Raw genomic sequence first — 22,438 nt, 5'->3', positions numbered from 1 at the left:
CGAGCAGTTCCTCCTGGCTTCCAGTTCCTCCTGGCTCCATTCTCGGCCGAGGACGTGGATGCCTCACGGACCGAGTGCCCACCGGCCGCGTCTTCCCGCAACCGGCCGCGCCCACGCGCCCGTACCCCGCGCTGCCGCGCGAACGCACCTGATCCGCCCGCTCGACGGGCGACGGTGCGGAGCGGCGTCGACGGGACGTCCGCCGCCCCTGGCACAGTGGGCCGCATGACGACGGACGACCTGGCCGGGGCCGGCACGCCCCGGTGCGTGGCGTCGGCGGCCGACCGAGGAGAGGTTCGCCGATCGTGGTGACGATCCACCGCCGCACCGACAACCTGCCCGTCGGAGCGCTGCTGGCCTCGGTGGGCGGCTTCCTGGACGCCTTCACGCTGGTGCTCTACCAGGTGTTCGCCAACCTGCAGTCGGGCAACGTGGTGCTCTTCTGGCTGCAGGTCAGCTCGTGGCACTGGCGGGCCGCCGCGCTGCGGCTCGTTCCCATCGCGGCGTTCGTGCTCGGCGTCCTGGTGGTCGACCTGCTGGGAACGCCCCGGCTCATGCGCGTGGTCCGCCGCCCGCTGCGTCTTGTGGTGACCGCCGAGATCGTGCTGCTCGCCGCCATGGCCGCGCTGCCCGACGACACACCGGTCGGCGTCACGACGATCACGGTGGCGTTCGTCGCCGCGCTGCAGTTCTCGACCTTCACGACCCTGCACGACGCCCCCTACGCCACCGTGATGACCAGCGGGAACCTCCGGCAGTGGATCGTCGCCACCCGGCGGTGGCTCGTCGACCGGGACGCCACCGCGCGGCAGCGCTCGCAGCAGTACGGCATCATCGTCGGGTCGTTCACCCTGGGCGCGATGGTCGGCGTGATCTGCACCCGCTGGCTCGGCCGGCCCGCGATCGCGGTGGCGGCCGGCCTCCTTGTCGTGGTCCTCGCGCTGCTGATCCGGGAGACGCGCCGACTGGAACGGCGTGCGGCGGCCTCGGCTCCGGCCTGACGAGGGAGGCCGGGGCGGCATGGCCTGGTCGGTCGGTCGCGTTCCTACCGCCCGCGCGGCGCATTCTTACCGCCCGCCTTGGCTCGTGGTGATAGAAAACGCCTGCCGCGCCGTACGTACCCGATCGGCGGCCACAACTCCCGTTCTCCGCCTGCGGCTGCGGGCTCCAGGAAGAGGTCTGTCATGTTCTCGATATCCCGTCGGTCCGTGCTGCGTCTGCGGGCCGCGGCCACGGTCCTGGCTCTCGGAGCCGGGGCGGGCCTGGTGTCCGCCGCCCCGGCCGTGGCTAAGTCCGACCTGGACCTGCACGCCGACCGGTCCTCGGTCACCGTCGGCGCCGCCTTCACCGTGACGGCCTCGGGCGTCTCGGACGACTTCGGCGGCGACACGATGCTGGTCTGCGTCGACGAGCGCACCGGGTCGCAGGCGTCGTGGCGCACGCTGCGCTGCACCTCCGGCGCCACGCTGGACCTGTCGGAGCGTGCGGCCCGGGCAGGCAGAGTGTCGTTCCGCGCTCAGCTGCTCGCGGTGACCGCTCCTGGCCGCACGTGCGTCGACCGCACCTCGGCCGTGGTCACCGTGCGGGTGGTGCGCTGACCGTCGCCCGGAGACCGGCCGGGAAACTCGCGCGCATGGGTGTCGCCAGGCGGGGCAGACGGCCGTTGGGCGACACGGCGTCGCCGCCTTGACATGCGAAGAGGGTGGTCGACGGTGCTGATGGCGCATCCGACGGTGCTGAACGGTCTGCTGGAGGAGTACGCGGCCCTGGCCACGCTCGGCGCGGACCACGGCGACGAGCGGGCCCGCCGCCGCCTCGACGACGTCAGCTACACCCTGTGCGTGGTCACCGGCACCCGCGACGTCGACAGCGCCCTGGCCGCCGCCCGCCACCGCCTGCCCGGAGCCCTCCCCCAGGACGACTCCCTCCTCTCCCCTGCCGGCACCTGACCCGGGCCGAGGAGCGTGGACGCCGGACGGCCCCCGACGCTGCAGACATCAGCGTCGGGGGCCTCGTGGCTCCACGCTGCGTTTCCTCAGGGGTTCAGTTCACGGTCACGGTGGTGGTTTCGGGGTTGGCGCTGTTGCCCTGGTAGACGGTGTCGCCGCTGTAGACGGCGTTGATGGTGTGGGCGCCGGTGATGTGGAAGGCGGTGACCAGGCCCGCGTCGGCACAGTTGCCGAGGCCGAGGACCAGGCGTCCCGTGCCGAGCGTCTTGCCGGTGGTGGCGTCGGTGAACGTGACGGTGCCGGTCGGCCTGGTCGTGGAGCTCGCAGCGGGGCAGACCAGGTCGCTGAGGACGACCGGCAGGCCGACCCGGGTGCGCGGCGGCAGCGCGGTGAGGAACGTCTTCACCGGCTTGCCGAGGGTGTAGGTGATGATCACCTGCGCGGGCCCCGATGCGGGCCCGGAGGTGCCGCCGGAGGGGACGAGGTTCGAGCCGCCACCGCCACCGCCGGGTCCTCCGATACCGCTCGCGTCGATTGCGTTGCAGCCTCCGCCGCCCCCGCCGCCGAACCAGCCGCCTCCGCCACCCCCGCCGCCGAAGTCGCCACCACCCTGACCAGCGGTACCGGACTGGCCTGCGGTGCCGGGCGTGCCAGGGTTCAGGCTGCAGGCGGCCCCGCCAATGCCGCCGGTCATCTGGGTTCCGCCGCCACCACCCTGGCCGCCTTGCGGTCGCTGGCCGCCGGCTTGCCCCGTGTCTCCAGCGTTCCCACCGGTCGCCTCGGGGACCGCGATCACGACCCCACGCCCTCCACCTCCGCCACCCCCGGCAACGATGAGCCTGGGGTCGGTGGCGGGGTCACCGGTCAGAGTGCAGCCGGCGCTGGTCGAGGCGCAGGTGCGGACATCGCTGGACCCACCACCTGTGCCGCCTTGGAAGTGGGCTTGGCTGCCGCCTCCGCCCGTGTCGACGTTGACGTAGAGGGTGCTGTTCGGAGTCACGTTCACGGTGCCGCTGACGGTTGCGCCGCTCCCGCCCGTGCCGCCACTGGACCCGTTCTGGCCTGCGGCGCCAGTGGCTGCCACGGAAAGCCGGGTGACGCCTGCGGGGACCGTGAAGGACTGGTCCGCCCCGGCGGAGGCGAACGTGCAGGTGACGGTCTGCCCGACGGTGGTGCACGAGCCCGCCGCGTGCGCGGCCCCGGACAGCGCCACGGGGGCCACGGCGGCGCACAGGACGCCGGTGGCGACAGCCAGTGCGCGGCTCCGGCGGGCGGCCGAACCGGAACGACACCAGGCACCGGGAGCCTGCCGGTTGGCAACCCCCGACGGTGAGAACGACACGATCAACTCCAGACGACGGAAGCAGGGTCTCGGCGAGGGATCGCCTTCCGCCACTGTCGATCAACCGGCCGGGCCCACGGCATCGCGTCGATCTGACACACCGTGTGGTTCATACCGGCGGGCCTGTGGCTCCGCCAATCGGCACTTCTGTGGGCCTTCCAGTCCTGTCGGATCGTTCGCAGGACCGCGGCGAGCATGACGAAGGCCCCCGTGCACCGGACTCGTGCGTGGGGGCCTCCCTTGATCAACACCAGGTTGCTCGACCCGGTGCGGCGCAGCGCGAGCCGGGACGGGCGCCGTCACCGCGATCCGGCTGCGCCGGATCGCGGGCCCGGAGGACTGACTGCGCCACTCCGGGCCCGCGCCAGCTGCTGCGAGCTGCGGCTCCGCGCGTCAGCGCACGACGTGCACGGTGACCACGCTGGACTCCGCGTCCAGCCAGGTCCTGCCGCCCGAGGGGCTCTGGACTCCCTCGATCACGCCGCGCAGCTGCAGCACGCCGACGTGGCCCGCGCGGACCTGCCCGTACCCGGACGCCTCCTGCCGCGTCGAGTCGACGGTCCGCCCGCACCACACGGTCTGCCAGGCACCGCTGGTGCCGTAGCGCTCCTGCACGCAGAACCGCTGCCAGCCGCTGGCGTCGCTGCCGCCGCTGCCCCGCACGCCGAACCACTGTCCCGCGTGCTGGCTGCGCGGGCCCGCCTGGAAGTCGATGCTGCTCTTCGCCGACGCGGTGCCGATCCCGGCCACCGCGACGGTCCCGGCCACGGCGCCGACGGTGAGCAGTCGGGCAAGGCTCTGGATCATTGCGAAACCCCCTCAGGTGATCTCCTTGCTGACACCTGACCGCACGCGCCACCAGGGACCGTCGGTTGCCGGAATCCGGCGAATCCGGCCTTTCGGCGGGGGCTGGCCCACCGAACGGCCGTCCGCACCCCGACCCGGTGGCGCCCAGCGACTCAGTGCAGGGCGAACTTCTGGGCGGCGGAGCCGTTGCAGGTCCAGATCTGCAGGCGGGTGCCGTCGGCGGTGTTGCCGCTCGGGTCGTCCAGGCACAGCCCCGACTGCGGGTTCAGCAACGAACCATCCGACTGCTGCACCCACTTCTGGCCACCCACGCCGTTGCAGTCCCACAACTCCACCGGAGTCCCGGCCGCCGTCCCGTCACCGTTGATGTCCAGGCAACGGCCCAGCGTCTCCAGGGAGTCGTCCGTGTTGTGGAACCAGTGCTGGTCGACTGCGTAGGACTGGCAGCCCCAGAGGTCGACCGCCGTGCCGTCCCCGCCGTTGTCGTCGCCGATGACGTCGACGCACTGGCCGCCGGGGCCGACGATCGGGGCGCCGCCGTTGACGGTGAACTTCTGGGCGGCGGAGCCGTTGCAGGTCCAGATCTGCAGGCGGGTGCCATTGGCGGTGTTGCCGCTCGGGTCGTCCAGGCACAGCCCCGACTGCGGGTTCAGCAACGAACCGTCCGACTGCTGCACCCACTTCTGCCCGCCCACGCCGTTGCAGTCCCACAACTCCACCGGAGTCCCGGCCGCCGTCCCGTCACCGTTGATGTCCAGACAGCGGCCCAGCGTGCCCAGCGAGCCGTCGGCGTTGTGGGTCCAGTGCTGGTCCTCGGCGTAGGACTGGCAGTTCCACAGCTGGACCGCCGCGCCGTCGACGCCGGTGTCGTCGGCGGCGACGTCGACGCACTGACCGCCGGGGCCGGCGATGGTGCCCTGCGGGCCGTTGGGGACGTTGGTCTCCCCGGCGTAACCGACGGAGACGATGTTCGCCTGGACGACGTTCTCGGTCGCGTCGCCCGGGTAGCCGGCGACCATGACGCCCTCGAAGAAGGTGCCCATGTTCCAGTTGCTGTTGTCGCCGCCGGTGCCGAGGATGATGCCGCCCTCCTGGTGCATCGGCAGGTAGCCGCCGCGCGTGGGCAGTGAGCCGTTCCACCACGTCGACAGGCCGCCGGACTGGGAGTTGCCGCCCTTGAGCGCGTAGGTGGTCTGCCCGTTGTCCTTGAGCATCGCGGTGACGTAGGTGCTGCCGTTGCCCGCGTTGGCGGTGTTGGAGCCGTTGTTCCCTTGGAACATGCCGTTCTCCATGTCGGCCTCGACCCAAGGGCCGGAGCCGGTGCACGGCGGGAAGTAGCAGGTGGTGGCGAGGCTGACGGCGTCCATGTGGCCGTTGCCGGTGTCGGCGGGGGTGCTCTCCGCGTTGCCGTAGTCGAAGCAGCAGGCGGAGCCGACGTGGGTGCCGCTGGCCACCATGTAGGCGCCCTCGGCCTGGCCGCCCACGGCGACGCCGGACGCGGCGCCGGTGTAGCGGTAGCCGACGCCCGGTGAGATCCACACACCGTAGACCTTGTGACCGCCCGCGGTGACCGCGACCTCGCTCGCGTCGGCGCCGCGGTCCGCGCCCATGCCGGAGGTGCCGGACGGGCCGGGGGTCAGGTCGTTGTGACGGGACGTCTGGTCATAGATCCGGGTGATCCGGCAGCTGGTGCCGGCGCAGAACGCGTCCTGCCGGCCGGCGTCGGCGTATCCGCCGGCGGCGAGCAGGCCGATGTCGGCGGTGGCGCCATCGGAGACCCGGGTCACCTGGTACAGCGGGCCGTCGTAGGACGAGAACAGCGCGCGGACGGTGCTGTGGGCGGCGACGCAGGGGGTGCCGCCCGCGGCGTACAGGTCGCAGGGCAGCGATCCCGCCGCGTGCCCGACGGCGGGCAGGCCGACGAGTGCCGTGACGACGAGCGCGAGCGCGGCGACGGCCGACCGGACGGCCCGGCGCAGCCGCCGGACGGCCCCGCGGCGGCCGGTGAGCGAACGTGGACTGGTCATGATGGCTCCGGGGTGGGGTGGAGCGAGCAGGGATGGGGGACCGTGCTGTTCCAGTACGGAGGATCGTCCCGGGGCCGGAGGGGGCGGCGCCCGCGGCCCCTCTCGGCGGCCACGGGACGCCGCACGGCCGACGGTCATCTCACGCAGACCAACTGTCCCCCAACGCACGGCGTTTCACCAGAGTGACCGTGTACGTTCCACTGAACGAGCCAGGCCGTCATGATCGCCCTCATGGAAGGCTTCGCCCCCATGTCAGTGAGCCAAGGAAAACCCGCCTAAGGGCGTACACGAATGACGGTCTTCCCGTGACGCCGCCCGGTCGGGTTCAGAGCGCCCAACGCTTCGTCGAGGCTCACGACCTCTCCGATGGTGGTCCGCAGCCGTCCGTCACGCACTCGCTGAACGATCTCCGTCAATCCGGCACGATCGGCCTCCACGACGAAGTCCACCGCCAGACCCTGTGCGGGCCGCGCCTCGACCGGGCCGACGACGGACACCAGTGTTCCCCCGGCCTTGATCAAGGCCGCCGACCGCTCCTGAACGTCACCTCCGATGACGTCGAAGACCAGATCGACAGCCCCGACGTCCTTGAGCTCGTCGCTCTCCAGGTCGACGAACTCGTTCGCGCCGAGGCCGAGGGCCTTCTCACGGTCCGCCGCGCGTCCCGTGCCGATGACGTAGGCGCCGGCTTCACGGGCGAGCTGGGTCACCATCGTTCCGACCGCCCCGGCTGCGCCATGAGCAAGGACCGTCTGGCCGGACTGGAGCCGGCCGTGCTGGAAGAGCCCCTGCCACGCAGTCAGACCCGAAATCGGCAGTGACGCGCCCACCGTGAAGTCGACATCACCGGGCAACGGGGCGAGATTTCGCGCTTCGACCGCCACGTACTCTGCGAGCGTGCCGTCGCGGTGCCAGTCGGTGAGGCCGAACACCCGCTGGCCGACCGACAACCCCGTGGTGCCGTAGCCGAGGGAGGCGACCACGCCGGCCAGTTCGTGGCCGGGGATCGACGGCGTCTTGTCACGCCCGGCGCGATCGGTCCACGTCGACGGCCACTCCAACTCGGTCGGCACGAAGCCGGATGCATGGACCTCAACGATGACGTCGTTGATGGCCGCCGACGGCTTGGGCCGCTCGGTCAGCGTCATCCCGGCCAACCCTGCGGACTGGTCGGTCACCACGATGGCTTTCATGAGAATTGCCCCTTTTGATGCGCTTCATAGATTCTTGAGGTTGTCGAGGCGAGTTTCATGCAGTCTGACAGGGTTGGAGTCATCTTCCCGGCAAGGAGTGACGAGGGACAGAACCCGGCCCGAAAGCCGCGACCGCCAGGGCGACGGCGGTCGCGGTGAAACGGATCAGGACGGAGAGGCTGTGGCGAGCGTCAGCAGCTTGTGGGCCTCAGCGAGACAGCCGGCCAGCCAATAGGGCTCCTCCGACTCGTTCAGCAACTGGTCTGGTTGATCCACCCCAAGCCGGCAGGTCGCGGGCAGCTCCTCCAGACCGACCAACCCCCGCCGTCGAGCACGTAGAGCCGGGTCTGTACAGCCGGCGGCGTCGAGCACACGCAGCCCAGCATCACGGGTTGCCCGGGAATGACCCCCGCCGAGTGGCGGGTGTGGGGACGCCGGATGGGGGGACGGTGATGGTTGGTGCTTCGTGCGCGGTGGGGTTGGTCTGTACTGGCGGCTCACCGTTCGAGTACCACCCGTTCAAGGGGGAAACAGAATGCGCTTCACGCGCGCGCTCACCACGGTCGCACTCGCCGGCGGACTTCTCGGCGTGGCGGCCATGCCCGCATCGGCGGCGACGCAGCCGCACTACGGCGGCGGGGTCGGCTGGAGCTACAACGGGCCGATCCACGCCGGGAAGGCGTTCGGCGTCTCGCTGGACGGCAGCGTCGAGGGCTACAAGGGCCTGATCGTCGCCTGCATGTCGGCCACCGACAACCTGAACAAGCCGTTCAAGCGGCTGGTGTGCACCAAGGCGGGCCACAAGGAGGTCAAGCTGACCAACGGTCACGCCACGCTGGGCCACACCGGCAACTGGCTGCTCGCGACCGAGGTGGACAAGGTCGTCACCGTCCACGGCCGGCAGGTGCTGGTGCCGTTGTTCAGCACCAGCCAGAACCCGCAGCTGGTGCACGTCTCCCGGTGACGGTGACGGACATGGAGCCCGACGGCCTCCGGCGCGCTGCGGGTGAGCGCGGACGGGTCGAGCGGGTGCGGAACGCGCACGCCCGTCGACTGGAAGTCCAGGCGGACGTCGCACCGATGACTTAGTGCGGATTGCCCTGTCGACGGGCACCAGGACCAGCAGACGGCGTCTTGGTCATCCCACGAATCAGTCGAGGAGACCGTCCATGCGCCATCTTCGTTTCTGTGCGAGCGCCACGAGCTGACGTCGACGCATCCGAAACAGCGGTCTCCCCGCCGGCCCGAGGCCGACGGGGAGACCGTTCGTGTGCGGGAAGGGGCTAGCGGTTGCAGACCACGTGGGCGGGAACCCAGGTGCGGGTCCAGTAACCCGGGTGACGCTTGCCGTGGCGGTCGCGGTAGGCCGGGTGCCACGTGCGCACCCACTGCCCCCGCACCTCATGGCAGCGCTTGTGGTGATCCCCCGGACCCGGGTGCGGCGCCGCGGACGCCGTACCCACCACACCGAGCACCGCGCCACCGGCCAGCGCCACCGCCGCCGACCCGAGCGCCACGACCTTCTTCACTCGTCCACCGAACATGGCTGAACTCCTCTCAACTGCGTTGTCCCCCGGCTCTCCACTGAATGGGCCGGGCACGCACAACAATCCCCCACCTCCGTCTCACAGATCCCCCAAAACCCGACACCATGACCAAACCGCGAGAAACCCTCAATCTTCCCGAAATGGTCATCAAAGCCGACGAAAACACAAGCTCCGCACAGGAAGTGTCTTGCCGGAACCGGGAGGTCTCCTAGATCATCTATGCTCCACGCCATGACTGACACGGGGGATTCGGTCCCCGCGCTGCGTCTGCGCGGGTTGACCAAGCGGTTCGGCGAGGTGGTCGCCGTGAACTCGATGGACCTGACGGTGCCGCAAGGCTCGTTCTTCGGGATGGTGGGGCCCAACGGAGCGGGCAAGACGACCGCGCTGTCGATGGCCGTGGGCCTGCTGCGGCCCGACGAGGGCCACGCCGAGGTCTTCGGCCACGACGTCTGGTCCGACCCGATCGGCGCCAAGTCCCTGATCGGGGTGCTGCCCGACGGGCTGGCCCTGCCGGACCGGCTGACGGGCCGCGAGGTCCTCACCTACCTCGGCCTGCTGCGCGGCATGGACAGGGAGACCGTCGCGCGCCGCGCGGGCGAGCTGCTCGAGGTGCTGGAGCTCGACGGCGCCGAGGGCACCGCCGTGGTCGACTACTCCACAGGCATGCGCAAGAAGATCACCCTGGCCACCGCCCTGCTGCACGGCCCCCGGCTGCTGCTGCTCGACGAACCCTTCGAGGCCGTCGATCCGGTGTCGGCGGCCACGATCCGCACGATCCTGCAGCGCTTCGTCTCCGGCGGCGGTTCGGTGATCTTCTCCAGCCACGTCATGGCGCTGGTGGAACAGCTCTGCGACCGCGTCGCGGTCGTCTCCGGCGGTCGGGTCGAGGCGGCGGGCACCCTCGACGACGTACGCGGGTCGCAGTCGCTGGACGAGGCGTTCGTGCACATCGTCGGCGCCCGGACCGGCGGAGCGGAAGGTCTGTCATGGCTGGCGTCCTGACCGAACCTCCGGCGCCGACTGCGACGCCCGAGGTGAGCCTCTTCCGTGTGCTGCTCGAGATGCGCGGCGCCATCATGAAGCGCAGGTCGGCGACCCCGAAGGGGCTGGCCGGTCTGCTGGCGCTGCTGGTCGTGGTGCTGCTGATGGCCGTGTCGACGCTGCTCGCCGGCGTCGCGCACTACGCGCACCAGGGCGCCGGGGCCGACGTCGTCGCCGTCCTCACGCTGGGCTGGCTGCTCGGCTGGATCATCGGCCCGCTGTTCGCCGGCGACGACAGCACGCTGCGCATGGACTACTTCAAGCTGCTCCCCGTCCCGGCCGACAGGCTGTCATGGGCCATGCTGGGCGCGGCCTTCGCGGACGTCTCGCTGGTCTTCAGCCTCGTCGCATTCGCCTCCGTCACCGCCTACGGCCTGCGGTCCGGCGCGGCGGCGGGCTGCGTGGGCGCGGTCGCGACGCTGCTCACCCTCGCGCTGGCGGTCGTCTCGTCGCGGGCAGCGGTGTGCCTGCTCGGCCCCCGGGTCAGCTCGCGGCGCGGGCGGGACTTCGGCACCGTGGTCATCGCCCTGGCGATCACGGCCTTCTCGCTCGCCTCGTCGCTTGTGCCCCTGGCCGCCAAGATCCTCACCGAGGGCCGGTCCCCCGCGCTCTCCGCGACGGTGCGCGTACTGCCGTCCGGGTGGGGCGCGGTGGCCGTCGCGGCCGCGGCGCGCTCGGACTGGGCCGAGGCCGTCCTCGTGCTCCTCGCCCTGGCGGCGCTGGTGGTCGGCATCACGGCGACGCTGCCCGCCCTGCTGCGGCGCCGGCTGACGATGTCCACCCGCGCCGGGTCCCGCACCCGGGTCCGGCAGGCCTCGCAGTCGAGGCCGATTCTGCCCACGACGCCGTTCGGCGCCGTGGTCGGCAAGGAGCTGCGGCTGTACTCGCGCTCGATGATGCGCAGCGTCTCGCTGATGATCGCCTTCCTGGTCGGCGTGTTCGTGTGCGTCATCCCGGGCCTGAGCGGCGCGAAGCTGATGATGCCGTTCGCCGGCCTCGGCTTCGCGGCCATCGCGGCGGCCTGCTTCACCAACCTCTACGGCGACGACGGGACGGCGCTGTGGCTGATGCTGACCAACCCGCCCACTGCCGCTGCGGACGTCCGCGGCCGCCAGGCGGCGTGGGCGCTGCTGGTCGGACCGCTCAGCCTGGTGCTCACCGTGGTGCTCACCGCCGTCAGCGGCGAGCGCTGGGCCTGGCCGTGGGTGCTCGCGGGTGAGCCCGCCCTGGTCGGCGGCGCGGCCGGGCTGACGGTCTGGATCTCGGCGCTCAGCGTCTTCCCTCCGGCGGCCGACGGCGGACCGACCCCGCAGCGCCAGCTGAAGGTCAATCTGTCGCTGATCCTGATACCGCTGCTGACGCTGGCGCCCGCCGCGCTGCCGCCGGTCCTCGGCACGGTCGGCCACAGTGCGGCGCTGCGCTGGGCGGGCGTCCCGGTGGGTGTCGTCTGGGGATCGGTGCTCTGGTGGGGACTCGGGCGTCTCGCGGAGCGCACCCTGACGTCGTCGGGGCCTGAGATCTTCGCCCGCCTGCGCAGGACCGGCTGACGCCGCCCGGCATCGGTACGGCGACGCCTCGGGCTCAGGGTTGCAGGCCGCCGTCGACGGCGAGTACGTGGCCGGTGATGAAGGACGCTTCGTCACCGACCAGGAAGAGCGCGGCGGCGGCGACGTCCTCGGGGGTGCCGAGGCGGCCCAGCGGGGTGCGTTGGGCGACCTCGTCGAGGCCCTCGCGCGGGAACGGGGCGATCATGTCCGTCTCGATCACGCCGGGGGCGATCGCGTTGACGCGGATGCCCTGCGCCCCGAGCTCCTGGGCGGCGCTGAGGGTGAGCGCCGCGATCGCTCCCTTGGTGGCGGCGTAGGCCGCCATGAACGGCACGCCCACCGAGGCCGCGAGCGAGGTCAGCAGCACGATCGATCCGGTGCCGCGCCGGCTCATGATCCGCGCAGCGCCCTGGAGCACCGCGAAGGTGCCGAGCAGGTTGACCTCCACCACGGCGCGCGCGTCCGCGGCGGTGATCTCCTGCAGCACCCCGCCGAGGCCCATCGTCCCGGCGTTGGCGACCACGATGTCCAGGCCCCGACCGTCCTCGGCCAGCGCGGCCATGAAGGCCGCGACCTGCGCCGGGTCGCCCTGGTCGAGCGCGAGGCCCGTCACCGTGCCGCCCGACTCGGCGGCGACGTCCGCTGCAGCGGCCTTGGCCTCCTGCGTGTCCCGGCCGGTCAGCACCACCGCCGCCCCGGCCCCGGCCAGCCGCCGTGCCACCGCGCGCCCGATCCCGCGCGTCCCCCCGGTGACCAGCGCCGTCCGTCCGTCGAGTTCCCTCAGCACCGTCGCCCCCCGCCTTGCCCGCGCGCGGCACCCTGCCGCCGCAGAGGCCCACCCAAGCACGAACCCAGCTTCGCTGCCAGGTAGTTGGCAAACCTTCGGCGCAGTGCCCGAAGCACGGCACGGAGCGCACTCACTCCCCGCGCGCCGGAGCGTGGAGCGCAAAGCGGAGGCGGGGCTCCCCCGGCCGACGACTGGGGGTAGGAGCACCTCCCGGCCGAAGGCTCGGGGTAGGAGCACCTCCCGGCCCACGGCCGGGGGAGCCTCCCCTGATGTGCAGTGCGCGGCCTGAGCCACCGGACCGGCCCGACACCCGAACGGCCGCGCGGCGTCAGACGCGGGCGTGGGAGGAGATGTCGGCCGTGAACTCCTCCACCATCGCGCCGGTGACGGTACGCCGGCACTGCTCGATCGCGGTGAGGTAGTCCGCCGTGCCCGCGCCCGCCGGGGCGGGGTCGGAGCCGTGCGTGGTCGCGAGGTCGCGCTCGAAGGCCGCCTGCGCCGCGGTGCGGGCGGCGTGCTCGATGTCGGCGGGCGTGAACAGCTCGCTCGCGGCGACCAGCACGTCCACGTCCACGTCCTCGTCCGCGCCCTGCTCGGTGAAGCGGGACCAGATGGCCTTGCGGGCGACCTCGTCCGGCGTGCCGATCGGGATCACGTAGTCGAAGCGCCCGTGGCGCAGGAACGCGGGGTCCAGCGAGCGCACCGAGTTGGTCGCGCACACCAGCAGCCGCTCGTCGTGCTCGCGGAACCCCGGGATCAGCTTCAGCAGTTCGTTGGTGACGCCGTGCATCCCGGACGCGACCGTGCGCACCGGCGCGATCTCCTCGACCTCGTCGATGAAGACCAGCACCCGCTCCAGCTCGCCGATGCGGGCGAACGCCTCCCGCAGTCCGGCCGCGAGACTGCCCTCGTCCGCGAGCCTGGACGGCAGCAGCTCCACGAAGGGCCAGCCGAGACGTGAGGCAACGGCCCGGGCGAACGTGGTCTTGCCGGTGCCGGGCGGGCCGAAGAGGGCGATCGCGCGCGGCGGCCGGACTCCGTGGCGGGCCGCGCGCTCGGGCTCGGCCAGCGGAAGCACGACCCGTCGCTCGATCAGCGTCTTCTCCGCCTCCATCCCGGCGACCTTGTCCCACAGGTCCCCGGGCAGCAGCCGCCCGCCGAGCTCCGCCAGCACGTCGGCCGTCCGGCCCGCAGCCGGCTCCGCCTTCTCGAAGTACGCGGCCGCGGGCCTGCGCACGTACCCGGCGTTGTGCAGCCCGTCGCCGAGCAGCTCCTCCTGCGGCAGGACGTAGGCGATGCGGCGCACACGGGCCTCGACCAGCCGCCGCTCCAGCTCCCGGAGCAGCGCGCTGGCCAGCCCCCGGCCCCGCCACGCCGGGTGGATGGCGATCCGCATCACCCACGCCCGCTCCCCCGCCACCTGGGCGAGGGCCGCGCCGACCGGCATGCCCCCGTGCACGGCGACGACGGCGGGCTGGCGGGCCGTCAGTGCGGCGATGCACTCGGCCAGCGAGAACACCGACTCCTGCCCGAGTTCGGCGGTGCTGTCGATCAGATGGACGACAGCGGCCAGGTCGTCCTCACGGTAGTCATGGATCAGCCAGTTCACCGATTCCCCTCTCCCTGCGCTCCCGGTTCGGGCGATTTCGGCGACCCTAGGCGGGCCGGGTCGCGGGCGTCCCACTCCGCAGCGGACAAGCAGGCGTGGACGAACCGTACGGGCGGGCACTTGCTTGGGTCGGCGCGGCGGCGTCGCACCGCCGGTCGAAGCGGGCTGGGGCGTACGCTAGTTGGGGAAGGCCCCTAGAAACCGCCCGTCTGGCGGGGCCATCGCTGCGTGATCAGCCCGTCGGGCTCACCGCCGCACCAGGCGACGAAGCAGCGCACGCACACGTCATCGGCGGCTATGGCTTCGACGTCGTCGATCGGCCGGACCTCCGCTGCAGGGGCCAGCCATCGCCCGCACAGGGCGACGCTCGCCGCGGTGGGCACGATGTGCCAGAGCAGGACCGTGCGCCACTCGTACTCGGCCTTCAGCTCGTACCCCGCGGCGTCCACCCTGGGCGCTACTCCCACATGTCCGAGCCGCCGCCGATCCAGTCGACCATCCGCTCGGCGTCGAGGTCGAGCTCGTCCAGGCCGGCGCGGCGGCAGAACTCGGACACGTCCCCGATGCCGTACGCCTTCCCGACGTACTCGCCGAGGATGTCCACCCGCCGGTACGGGGGCGTCGTATCCGATTGGATGGGGTGGACGACGACGTGGGCGTGATGGTGTTCAGCGTGGGACGGCTCTGTCATGCGCCCAGCCTGCGTGGCCCAGATGCTGATCGCATCCCCGCTCGCACATGTGGCAACTCGCCGTGATCAGTCCAACGCTCTGGGTTGCGTCGATGGCATGCTCAGACCAGCATCCCGTGATCGCGGCCAATGCTGCCGCGCCCCCTGTCAGGAGAGACGCATGCCCTCAGGCCTGCGCACCATCGGAGCGGAGATCCCCTGCTCCATCCTCGCCATCGGCGCCAGCACCGATCGAGTTACCTGACTGGGCGTGGCAAAGCCCGGACATGCGCCAGGCCCTGCAGCAGCGACGCATCGCCGACGTCTTCCGTCGAGTGCAGCAGTTCGGGATCAGCCAGGCCCGCATCGCCACCGCGACCGGCATGGCACAAGGCCGCATCAACGAGATCGTCAACGGGCGCCGGGAAGTGTCCCGCCTCGACGTGTACGAGCGCATCGCCGACGGCCTCGCCATGCCTAGCCCCGGCCCTCGGCGACGTGCGGTCGGTTCTGGAGTCCTTCGGCATCAGCAGCACGGATCTGACGACGGAGCAGTACACCGACGCCGTGGCCGCACGCCGCGTCTGAGACGACTTTGGGACGAAGAGGCCCCGGCGCCCGCGGTGGGGCGGCCGGGGCCTCGTGCATCTCGGCTAGGGCAGGGTGTTCGCGAAGGCCTCGTACGCCTTCGCCTGCGTCGGGGTCACGTAGTGGCTCACCCGGATCAGCACGTCCCCGTGGACGTAGTCGTACTCCATCACCGCCGGCTGGTTGCTGCTGCCCTGCTGGATCGTCGCCGCGCGCTGCGCCGCATCCGCGGAGCTGGTGAACACCTCGATGCTGCCGCCGTACTGGATGCTGCCCGGCGGGACGCCGGTCACGTCGGCGGTGTGGATGCGGGCGTCCTTGAACTCGACCTTGCTGACGTACTGGTTGGGCCGGCCGAGGAGGTGGTTCGGGTCGTTGTCCTCGGTGTAGACCGCCGTCAGCTTCGCCTGCGGGATCGCGGCGGTCAGCTTGGTCATGATCGCGCTGGCGGGGAGCGTCGCCGATGCTTCAGCAGAGGGACTGCTCTGGCCGGTGCCGCTGGTGGCGACGCTGGTCGTGCTGATCGCGATCGAGGGATGAGCACTGGCGGTGTCGCTGCTGGGACTGTTTGACGAGGAGCAGGCCGAGAGCGTGAGCAGCGTTGCGAGACCAGCCGTCAGCGTGAGGGTGCGGTTCATGGCGGCAGCGTGCCGTAGTCGGTGCGGTGCCGTGAGTGAAGTTGCTGTGCTGTGACCGGGCCATCTGCGATCATGCTGGTCTGGCCGGGTTGGCGGAATGGCAGACGCTGGCGCCTCAAAAGCGCTTGTCCGTGAGGACGTGCGGGTTCGAATCCCGCACCCGGTACGCAGTGGCCCCGCACGGGATCCGTGCGGGGCTCATTGCTGCGGATCCGCCACCGGCCCCGGCGCCAGCACGACCGGCCCCCACACCCTGCAGCCGAGGTCGTGCGGGGTCTGCCCGCCGTGGCCAGGGCAGCGAGCGCAGAGCGGGTGGTCCTTGCCGCTGGTGCCCGGCTGGTAGCCCCAGCCGCGGCAGTCAGGGCACAGGTCGCGGTCGGGCGGCGGGCAGTCGCAGGTGCTCATGACCGGTGAACGATCCTGCGGCCGCCGGGTTGTTCACCTTTGCGGGCATCTCGACCAAGCCGGCCAGGCGTACGGACTTGTACGGGAAACGGGACTCCGTACGGTCACCTCCAGCAGCCTGGTCGTGCTGCTTCGCGCACGGCTGGCCCAAGCGGCGAAACGCCAAGGGAACGTCCAGTCAACGCCATTCCATCACCTAGCCGCGAACCGGCAGGCTGGTGCGCAGACGAAGACGTGGAACGTCGAACGGCCCCAACAGGAGCCGCCACACACTGGGGGAGAACACCATGCTCAAGCTCGGAAGGACCAAGCGCGCCATCGCGATGGGCGCCGCCGCGCTCGCGCTCGCCGGCGGCGCCACCGTCACGACTGCGGGGAGCGCCAGCGCCACCTCGCTGGTCTGCTACACGTACAACGGCGCCAGCAGCGCCCCGTGCAGTCACCAGACGACCCTCTACGCCAACAACAGCGCCTGGAACTCCCCCGCCGAGTTCTGGACCGACGCCATGGTCCTGAAGGTGCAGAACGACGGCAACCTGGTTCTGTACTGCCAGGGGCACGGCTCGAACCGGGCCGTCTGGGCATCCAACACCAGCGGGCTCAACATCGACCACGGCCGTCTTGTGTTCTGGAATGACGGCAACTTGGCCATGTACGAAGCACCCTTCACCGACCCGAGCAACTACATGTACGCATGGGACGCCAAGGTCTGGGGCGGCTCCCAGTCGATCGCCGTGCTCCAAGCCGACGGGAACTTCGTCATCTGGAGCGGCGGCAAGGCCATGTGGGCATCGAACACCTACCACGCCTGCCCCGGCACCCAGAACTACTGGGTCGGCTACCAGTAGGCCGAGCCGCGGCCGTCGAGGAGCCGAGCTCGCAGGCCGACGACGACGCCGGGGGTACCGGCCGTGGCAGGCCGAGTGCCTGCTTGAAGGGGCCGGCCTGCCGTAGGTGGACGAAGGCCAGCGCCCGCGATAGGCAGCCAGGTCCTGTGCCCCAGGGGGCCTGGGGCAGGTTCGGAACGGGGCCCGGGAACCACACGAAGGGGGAAGCTCATGCCCAGCGAGACAAGTGGCGGCGCCAAGAACGGCGACGCCAGCACGAACACCACCGAGGAGACCACCGAGGCCACCGAGTTGGCGAGCCCTGACACGGTGATCGAGATCGGCGGCGAAGGCGCGACGTCGAGCGAGTCGACTGAAGCGAACTGAGGCAAGCGCGAGGCCCCGGCGCCCGAGTGGGCGTAGGTTCTAGGGATCGTTGCAACACCCCAGTTCAAGGGGTGCGATGTTCGAGATCCGGAAAAGCCGGACGGTGGCTCAGGGGCCGAGGGCCCTGGTCCGTGAGCGGGAGGAATACTTCCGGCTCGTGGACCAGGGCCTGAGCAGTCAGGAAGCGTGCAGACGCGTCGGGATCAACTACCGGACGGGCAAGCGGTGGCCCAACGGCCGCAACGCGTCCGGCAAGGCCAAGGCCAGTCCTGCGGTGCTCGAACCGCTTGCGGAACCCGGCCCGTCGCGGTACCTGCGCGTGGCCGATCGGATCCACATCGCCGACCGCCTCCGCGAGAAGGCTTCCATCTGCACCATCGCCGCGGAGCTCGGCCGCAGCCCCTCCACCATCAGCCGCGAGATCGAGCGCAACAGCCATCCGGACAGCGGTGCCTACAGGCCCCACGCGGCCCAGGCCCGCGCGGATGACCGCCGACCTCGGCCCAAGCCGGGCAAGATCGAGCAGGATCCGGAACTGCGATCCTTCATTCAGGACCACCTGGACAGGCGGTGGAGCCCGGAGCAGATCTGCCAGGCTCTTCGGGACACCTTTCCCGGCCGGCCGGAGATGCACGTGGTCCACGAAACGGTCTACCAGGCCCTCTACGTCCAAGCACGGGGCGGACTGCGCCGCGAGGTGGCCGCCGCTCTGCGCACGGGACGCGCACTTCGCAAACCGCATCGCCGGACCGACTCCCGGCAGTCCAGATTCGCCAGCCCGATGGTCATGATCAGCGAGCGGCAGCCGAGCGCCTGCATAAACTGCTCGCGGCCTAGACAAAACCAACCACGTGTTGCGACGACCCTAGAAACCGCCCCGTTGGCGGGGCCTTTCCGTGCGTGCCCTCTGCGTCTGTGCGCTTTCCGTGTGCGCTCCGCCCGGCCCGGCGCGCATGCGCGTCCGCGCAGGGGGCAGGTGCCCACGGGGCCGTCATTCCCGAGCCGCCCGCCCGGGCACGCGTGCCGATGCGGCGAACCACCCGGCGCGGGCCAGGCCGCCGCCCACCGCTGGACGGTGGGGCGGTGGGGTGCCGGTCACCGCCGACGGGCCGGGTCTGTTCCGGTGGACCCGGTTCCCGTCAGGCGGGCCGGGTTCCGGTCAGCTGTTGCACGGCCGTGGCTCCGGCGCGGTCGACGGCGGCCGTGGCCACGGCGAAGACCAAGGACGCGAAGACCCGAGGACGGGGTGGGTGCCCGTCGTTCCGGGCACCCACCCCGCACGGTCTTTCCCCCCGTCGTGCTACCAGCGGTACCAACGGCTGCGCGGTTCACCCGCGCCACGGAAGAGGAACCCTGCGATCCACAGCACCAGCACCACCAGTGCGACCCACCAGAGGACGTGCACGGCAAAACCGACGCCGCCCAGGATCAGGGCGAGAAGCAGCACCAACAACAAGGGACCCATGATGTATCCCACCTCCTTGGGGCAGCGTGTGCCCCCGAACGCGGATCACATGCGCCACCGCCGTGCCTCCGGCTCGGGCGCATGAGGGGTCGCGCTGCGGGGCACGCGCCGAAGGTCCGATCACCGTGAGACACCTGGGAGGCGCGATGGCAGCGAACCGGGTCGAGCGCGCGCTGGGCGCGGTGGACCGCTGGCAGCAGCGCCACAGGGCGCCTGGCTTCTGCTTCGGCGTGGTCAAGAAGTTCGGCGACGACCGCGGCGGGCAGCTTGCGGCGTTGATCACCTACTACGGGTTCGCCGCGCTCTTCCCGCTGCTCCTGCTGCTGACCACCGTCCTCGGGTACGCGCTGCGCGGCGACCCGGCGTTGCAGCAGCGGGTGCTGAACTCGGCGCTGGCTCACTTCCCCGTGATCGGGGACCAGCTCCGGACGAACATCCACTCGCTGCACGGCAGCGCGCTCGCCGTCGTGATCGGGGCGCTCGGCCTGCTGTACGGCTCGCTCGGCGTCGCCCAGACCCTGCAGTTCGCGATGGCGCAGGTGTGGAACATCCCGGACGTCGAACGCCCGGGCTTCTGGCCCCGCACGGGGCGCTCGGTCGCGCTCGTCGCGGTCCTCGGCGCCGGGTTGCCGGCGTCCTCCGCCGCCACCGGCGTGGTGGCCTCCGGGGGCGCGGGGCCGACGGTGACGATCGCCGGCCTGGCCGTGTCGGTCGTGGTCAACACCGGCCTCTACCTGGTCTGCTTCCGCATCCTGACCCCGCGACAGGTCCGCTGGCGTCTCCTGGTCCCGGGCTGCCTCGTCGCAGGCCCCGTGTGGACGGTGCTCCAGGGCTTCGGCGGTGTCCTGGTCGCCCACCAACTGCGGCATGCCACCGCCGTCTACGGGATGTTCGGCACCGTGCTGGGCCTGCTGTGGTGGATCTACCTCGGCGCGCAGGTGACCGTCTACGCCGCCGAGATCAATGTCGTCGCCCACCGCCGCCTGTGGCCGCGCACCCTGGTGCCGCCGCCGCTCACGCGCGCCGACCGCCAGGTCCTGGACGACATCGCCGAGCAGGAGGAACGACGCCCGGAGCAGCGCGTCGACAGCCGCTTCACCGCCCCGGACGTCAGCGACGTCAGCGGCTCGACCGTCAGCGGCTCGGGCGCCGACCGGCGCGGCGGAGGCGAACCGCGCTGAGGAGCAGGGCCAGCGCGAAGACGACGAACCCGATGACGAGCAGGTAGAGCAGCCCCTTGGCGACCGCGCCGATGATGCCGAGCACGACCGCGGCGAGGACGAGCAGCAGGACCCAGACCATGACGCTTCCTCTCCCGTGGTTCAGCGGCGGGCCAGGCGGCGTTCGCCGCCCGCCCCGGTGGCGTACTCGAGTTCGTAGTGGGCGAAGATCGCGGGCTCCTCCTCGGCGGGCAGGACCCCGTCGGTGTCGATCGCGGGTGCGCCCTTCACCTGCGACTTCGGGAACGCCACCCTGACGTACCCGGGGCCGACGACCGCGCCGGTCAGCGGCACGAACACCAGGCGCCGCTTGGTGGGCAGGCCGACCACGACGGTCGCGAAGAACGGCTCGTCGGTGCCGGTGTCGACGTAGACCGACTCCAGCATGCCGATCTTCTTCCCGCCCTCGTCGACGACGTCGTGCTGGCGCCACTCCCGGATGTCAGCGCTCTCCATCGGATGCCGCCTTTCTGACGGGTGTTCAGCTGGCTCCCGGATCGCGCGGGTCGCGGCGCGCCCGGCAGCGCCCCCGGGAGAGACGCGTCACTGGCCTTCGAGCTGCTCCCGCAGGCCGGTCAGTATCCGGCTGAGCAGCCGGGAGACGTGCATCTGGGAGCAGCCGATCCGCTCCCCGATCTGGGCCTGGGTGAGGTCGTCGACGAAGCGCAGCTTCAGCAGGCGGCGGTCGGCCTCGGGCAGCCGGGGCAGGATCTGGCGCAGCGCGGTCAGGTCGACGATGTTCTCCAGATCGCGGTCGAGCCCGCCCAGGCGGCGCTGGAGCGGACCGCCGTCCTCGTCCTGGTCGCCGACGGGGGCGGACAGGGTTCCGGCGGTGTAGGCGTCGGCGGCGATCCGGCCCTCGGCGACCTCCTCCTCGGTGACGCCGAGGCGGGCGGCGAGCTCCGCGGCCCTGGGCGCGCGGCCCAGCTCCTGTTCCAGCGCGTCGTCGGCCCGGGCGAGCTGGAGGCGCAGCTCCTGCAGCCGGCGCGGCACGTGGACGGACCAGCTGGTGTCGCGGAAGAAGCGCTTGATCTCGCCGGTGATGGTGGGCAGCGCGTAGGTGACGAACTCGACCCCGCGGCCGGTGTCGAACCCGTTGATGGCCTTGATCAGGCCCACGACGCCGACCTGGATCAGATCTTCGAGGGGTTCCTTGTGGTGCGCGAACCGCCGGGCGGCGGTGCGCACCAGGCTCATGTTGAGTTCGACCAGGGTGTTACGCACGTAGGAGTACTCGGCGGTGCCCTCGTCCAGCTCCCGCAACCGGACGAACAGCACGTCCGTGAGCGCACGCACCTCGAGCACGTCCAAGGTCACCGGGTCGCACGCGATCGTGGGCAGATCACCCTCACGGACGCGGGGAGGCATCTCGGCAGGCCGGTTCCGGCCCTCGTTCCGGTTCCGGTCTCCGTTTAGGTCGAGGCACTGCTCGGTCGGCTCAGGAACTCCCGCGATCACGGTGTCTTCCCTCCTCGAAGCGACTGGTTCGGGCGGACGGCGGACGGCACGGTCGGGCGCCCGCGCGGGCGACTTCAGCGGTTAAGCGGCTGGGTGGGTCACACAGAACTGGGCGTCGCCTGCTGGGGCGCCGCATCGGCGTCGGAGAGCTCGTCGCCGTGGGGCTGGTGGTCGGCGAGCAGGGCCAGCAGGTCGGCGACGGTCGGCCCGGCGTCGGCCGGGTGCCGCAGCGGGGTGGCGGCGGTGACCTGGTAGCGGTTCGCGCGCCCGACCCGGGTGTGGGTGAGGTAGCCGCCCTGCTCCAGGTCGGTGATGATGCGCTGGACCGCGCGCTCGGTCAGCAGGCAGTGGGCGGCGATGTCGCGCACCCGCACGCCGGGATCCCGGGCGATCTGCACCAGGACCCGGGCGTGGTTGGTCAGGAAGGTCCAGCTCGTTCGGGGGCCCGGCATCTGTTCCATACCGCCATCATAGGACAACTTTTTCACGTATCGCGAAGACGGACACAGATTTCGCGCAAAGGTTGACAGGATGCTCACACGGGCCCAGGCTATGCAGCACGCCAGCCGCGCAGCCCTCTCTCCCCCTGCTCCCTCGGCGCGTGGTCGCCGTCCGTCAGAAGGTGAAGGCGATGACCCGCACCGAACTCGACATCCTCGCGTCCTTCCTGCGTGCCCGCCTGCGCGCGCCCGTCCCCAGGGGCCCCCGGGCGGCCGCCACGGCCGCGACCACGGCAAGGCGCCTGCGCGCGGTCGAGCAGGCCGTCGTCGGCATCGAGGCCTACCTCCTGCTCGCCGCCCACCACCCGGCCCCACCCGGACTGCCGATCGAGGAGCAGCGCGCCCGAGCCCTGTGGCAGACCCTCCTGGACCTGGCTGCCCTCTGGCCCGACCACCCGGACCGTCCGTCCCTCCCCTCCCCACCCTCC

The 22,438-nt window shown here is 71.4% G+C and carries 26 protein-coding genes, 1 tRNA gene and 1 pseudogene; 12 read left to right on the top strand and 16 right to left on the bottom strand.

The genetic code is table 11. The features are described 5' to 3' along the window. Window positions 1-305 precede the first annotated feature (305 nt). From TR49_RS15750 to TR49_RS15740, 3 genes are all read left to right on the top strand, one after another. A complete protein-coding gene (locus tag TR49_RS15750; RefSeq protein WP_052434330.1) occupies window positions 306-1,001 on the top strand; it encodes a YoaK family protein in 696 nt (231 codons plus the stop codon). A gap of 183 nt (window positions 1,002-1,184) precedes the next feature. Beyond that, the gene (locus TR49_RS15745) at window positions 1,185-1,598 is read left to right on the top strand and encodes a hypothetical protein (protein ID WP_042382160.1); all 414 of its coding nucleotides are present in this window, start codon (window positions 1,185-1,187) and stop codon (window positions 1,596-1,598) included. A gap of 114 nt (window positions 1,599-1,712) precedes the next feature. Beyond that, window positions 1,713-1,949: a DUF5133 domain-containing protein gene (locus tag TR49_RS15740; RefSeq protein WP_042382158.1), complete on the top strand. Its 237-nt coding sequence runs from the start codon at window positions 1,713-1,715 to the stop codon at window positions 1,947-1,949. 94 nt (window positions 1,950-2,043) lie between these two features. Here the strand turns inward: TR49_RS15740 and TR49_RS46400 are convergent, their stop codons facing one another. From TR49_RS46400 to TR49_RS15720, 4 genes are all read right to left on the bottom strand, one after another. Then, complete coding sequence (locus TR49_RS46400) at window positions 2,044-2,643, bottom strand: Ig-like domain-containing protein (protein ID WP_152627289.1); 600 nt, start codon at window positions 2,641-2,643, stop codon at window positions 2,044-2,046. Window positions 2,644-3,684: 1,041 nt separating this feature from the next. Next, window positions 3,685-4,098, bottom strand: coding sequence for a hypothetical protein (locus tag TR49_RS15730; RefSeq protein ID WP_042382156.1), 414 nt, complete (start codon window positions 4,096-4,098; stop codon window positions 3,685-3,687). Between the two features lie 152 nt (window positions 4,099-4,250). Further along, window positions 4,251-6,125: an arabinofuranosidase catalytic domain-containing protein gene (locus tag TR49_RS15725; protein WP_042382154.1), complete on the bottom strand. Its 1,875-nt coding sequence runs from the start codon at window positions 6,123-6,125 to the stop codon at window positions 4,251-4,253. A 275-nt stretch (window positions 6,126-6,400) separates the two neighbouring features. After that, on the bottom strand, window positions 6,401-7,318 hold the full coding sequence (locus TR49_RS15720; RefSeq protein WP_042382152.1) for an NADP-dependent oxidoreductase: 918 nt from the start codon (window positions 7,316-7,318) through the stop codon (window positions 6,401-6,403). A 535-nt stretch (window positions 7,319-7,853) separates the two neighbouring features. Here TR49_RS15720 and TR49_RS15715 point away from each other — a divergent pair. Further along, window positions 7,854-8,282 (top strand): hypothetical protein, encoded by a 429-nt coding sequence (locus TR49_RS15715; RefSeq protein ID WP_042382150.1) that lies wholly within the window; start codon window positions 7,854-7,856, stop codon window positions 8,280-8,282. 319 nt (window positions 8,283-8,601) lie between these two features. Here the strand turns inward: TR49_RS15715 and TR49_RS15710 are convergent, their stop codons facing one another. After that, window positions 8,602-8,862 (bottom strand): hypothetical protein, encoded by a 261-nt coding sequence (locus TR49_RS15710; RefSeq protein ID WP_042382149.1) that lies wholly within the window; start codon window positions 8,860-8,862, stop codon window positions 8,602-8,604. A 234-nt stretch (window positions 8,863-9,096) separates the two neighbouring features. Here TR49_RS15710 and TR49_RS15705 point away from each other — a divergent pair, with 234 nt between their 5' ends. Together TR49_RS15705 and TR49_RS39985 are read left to right on the top strand one after the other, a co-directional pair. Continuing rightward, on the top strand, window positions 9,097-9,870 hold the full coding sequence (locus tag TR49_RS15705) for an ABC transporter ATP-binding protein (RefSeq protein WP_042382340.1): 774 nt from the start codon (window positions 9,097-9,099) through the stop codon (window positions 9,868-9,870). Next, complete coding sequence (locus TR49_RS39985; RefSeq protein WP_052434328.1) at window positions 9,855-11,456, top strand: hypothetical protein; 1,602 nt, start codon at window positions 9,855-9,857, stop codon at window positions 11,454-11,456. Before TR49_RS15705 ends, TR49_RS39985 begins: the two co-directional genes overlap by 16 nt. Window positions 11,457-11,490: 34 nt before the next feature. Here TR49_RS39985 and TR49_RS15695 read toward each other — a convergent pair whose 3' ends face one another. The 5 genes from TR49_RS15695 to TR49_RS40820 form a co-directional block, all read right to left on the bottom strand. Continuing rightward, entirely contained in the window at window positions 11,491-12,243 is a 753-nt protein-coding gene (locus tag TR49_RS15695) for an SDR family NAD(P)-dependent oxidoreductase (RefSeq protein WP_236653377.1), read from the bottom strand. Between the two features lie 328 nt (window positions 12,244-12,571). After that, window positions 12,572-13,852 (bottom strand): ATP-binding protein, encoded by a 1,281-nt coding sequence (locus tag TR49_RS15690; protein WP_042382147.1) that lies wholly within the window; start codon window positions 13,850-13,852, stop codon window positions 12,572-12,574. A 194-nt stretch (window positions 13,853-14,046) separates the two neighbouring features. Beyond that, window positions 14,047-14,301, bottom strand: a complete 255-nt coding sequence (locus TR49_RS15685) for a hypothetical protein (protein ID WP_042382144.1) — start codon at window positions 14,299-14,301, stop codon at window positions 14,047-14,049. Window positions 14,302-14,309: 8 nt separating this feature from the next. After that, window positions 14,310-14,543, bottom strand: a complete 234-nt coding sequence (locus TR49_RS15680) for a hypothetical protein (RefSeq protein WP_052434327.1) — start codon at window positions 14,541-14,543, stop codon at window positions 14,310-14,312. A gap of 632 nt (window positions 14,544-15,175) precedes the next feature. Continuing rightward, entirely contained in the window at window positions 15,176-15,748 is a 573-nt protein-coding gene (locus tag TR49_RS40820) for a hypothetical protein (RefSeq protein WP_042382142.1), read from the bottom strand. An 83-nt stretch (window positions 15,749-15,831) separates the two neighbouring features. Between TR49_RS40820 and TR49_RS15670 the strand changes: the two genes are divergently transcribed. Beyond that, window positions 15,832-15,914: transfer RNA gene (locus TR49_RS15670), tRNA-Leu, on the top strand. Window positions 15,915-15,946: 32 nt separating this feature from the next. On the opposite strand, the gene TR49_RS15665 is transcribed toward TR49_RS15670, so the two are convergent. Then, window positions 15,947-16,153: a hypothetical protein gene (locus tag TR49_RS15665; protein ID WP_042382141.1), complete on the bottom strand. Its 207-nt coding sequence runs from the start codon at window positions 16,151-16,153 to the stop codon at window positions 15,947-15,949. Window positions 16,154-16,440: 287 nt separating this feature from the next. On the opposite strand from TR49_RS15665, the gene TR49_RS15660 reads away from it, so the two are divergent. The 3 genes and pseudogenes from TR49_RS15660 to TR49_RS41500 form a co-directional block, all read left to right on the top strand. Beyond that, a complete protein-coding gene (locus TR49_RS15660) occupies window positions 16,441-17,001 on the top strand; it encodes a hypothetical protein (protein WP_042382139.1) in 561 nt (186 codons plus the stop codon). 210 nt (window positions 17,002-17,211) lie between these two features. Continuing rightward, entirely contained in the window at window positions 17,212-17,367 is a 156-nt protein-coding gene (locus tag TR49_RS43850; RefSeq protein ID WP_160311605.1) for a hypothetical protein, read from the top strand. Between the two features lie 76 nt (window positions 17,368-17,443). Continuing rightward, a pseudogene (locus TR49_RS41500) lies at window positions 17,444-18,181 on the top strand (transposase); the annotation flags it as partial. Between the two features lie 486 nt (window positions 18,182-18,667). On the opposite strand, the gene TR49_RS15650 reads toward TR49_RS41500, so the two are convergent. Next, complete coding sequence (locus TR49_RS15650) at window positions 18,668-18,832, bottom strand: hypothetical protein (protein ID WP_042382336.1); 165 nt, start codon at window positions 18,830-18,832, stop codon at window positions 18,668-18,670. 146 nt (window positions 18,833-18,978) lie between these two features. Between TR49_RS15650 and TR49_RS15645 the strand changes: the two genes are divergently transcribed. Next, window positions 18,979-20,013, top strand: coding sequence for a YihY/virulence factor BrkB family protein (locus tag TR49_RS15645; protein ID WP_052434325.1), 1,035 nt, complete (start codon window positions 18,979-18,981; stop codon window positions 20,011-20,013). Here the strand turns inward: TR49_RS15645 and TR49_RS44510 are convergent. The 4 genes from TR49_RS44510 to TR49_RS15630 form a co-directional block, all read right to left on the bottom strand. Further along, complete coding sequence (locus tag TR49_RS44510) at window positions 19,967-20,134, bottom strand: hypothetical protein (RefSeq protein WP_169789988.1); 168 nt, start codon at window positions 20,132-20,134, stop codon at window positions 19,967-19,969. The two genes, TR49_RS15645 and TR49_RS44510, sit on opposite strands and share 47 nt — an antisense overlap. A gap of 20 nt (window positions 20,135-20,154) precedes the next feature. Further along, the gene (locus TR49_RS15640; RefSeq protein ID WP_042382135.1) at window positions 20,155-20,508 is read right to left on the bottom strand and encodes a PRC-barrel domain-containing protein; all 354 of its coding nucleotides are present in this window, start codon (window positions 20,506-20,508) and stop codon (window positions 20,155-20,157) included. Window positions 20,509-20,595: 87 nt separating this feature from the next. Further along, window positions 20,596-21,420, bottom strand: a complete 825-nt coding sequence (locus TR49_RS15635; protein WP_042382133.1) for a SigB/SigF/SigG family RNA polymerase sigma factor — start codon at window positions 21,418-21,420, stop codon at window positions 20,596-20,598. 188 nt (window positions 21,421-21,608) lie between these two features. After that, complete coding sequence (locus TR49_RS15630; protein WP_042382131.1) at window positions 21,609-21,971, bottom strand: helix-turn-helix transcriptional regulator; 363 nt, start codon at window positions 21,969-21,971, stop codon at window positions 21,609-21,611. Window positions 21,972-22,141: 170 nt separating this feature from the next. Here TR49_RS15630 and TR49_RS43845 point away from each other — a divergent pair. Beyond that, window positions 22,142-22,438: hypothetical protein (locus TR49_RS43845; protein WP_042382129.1), on the top strand; the 297-nt coding region annotated here is incomplete at its 3' end.

Origin of the sequence: Streptacidiphilus melanogenes (assembly GCF_000787835.1) — a bacterium.
GTDB classification, from domain to species: Bacteria; Actinomycetota; Actinomycetes; order Streptomycetales; family Streptomycetaceae; genus Streptacidiphilus; species Streptacidiphilus melanogenes.
Note: the sequence above shows the minus strand (reverse complement) of the source record. Positions and strands in the feature narration are given on the sequence as shown.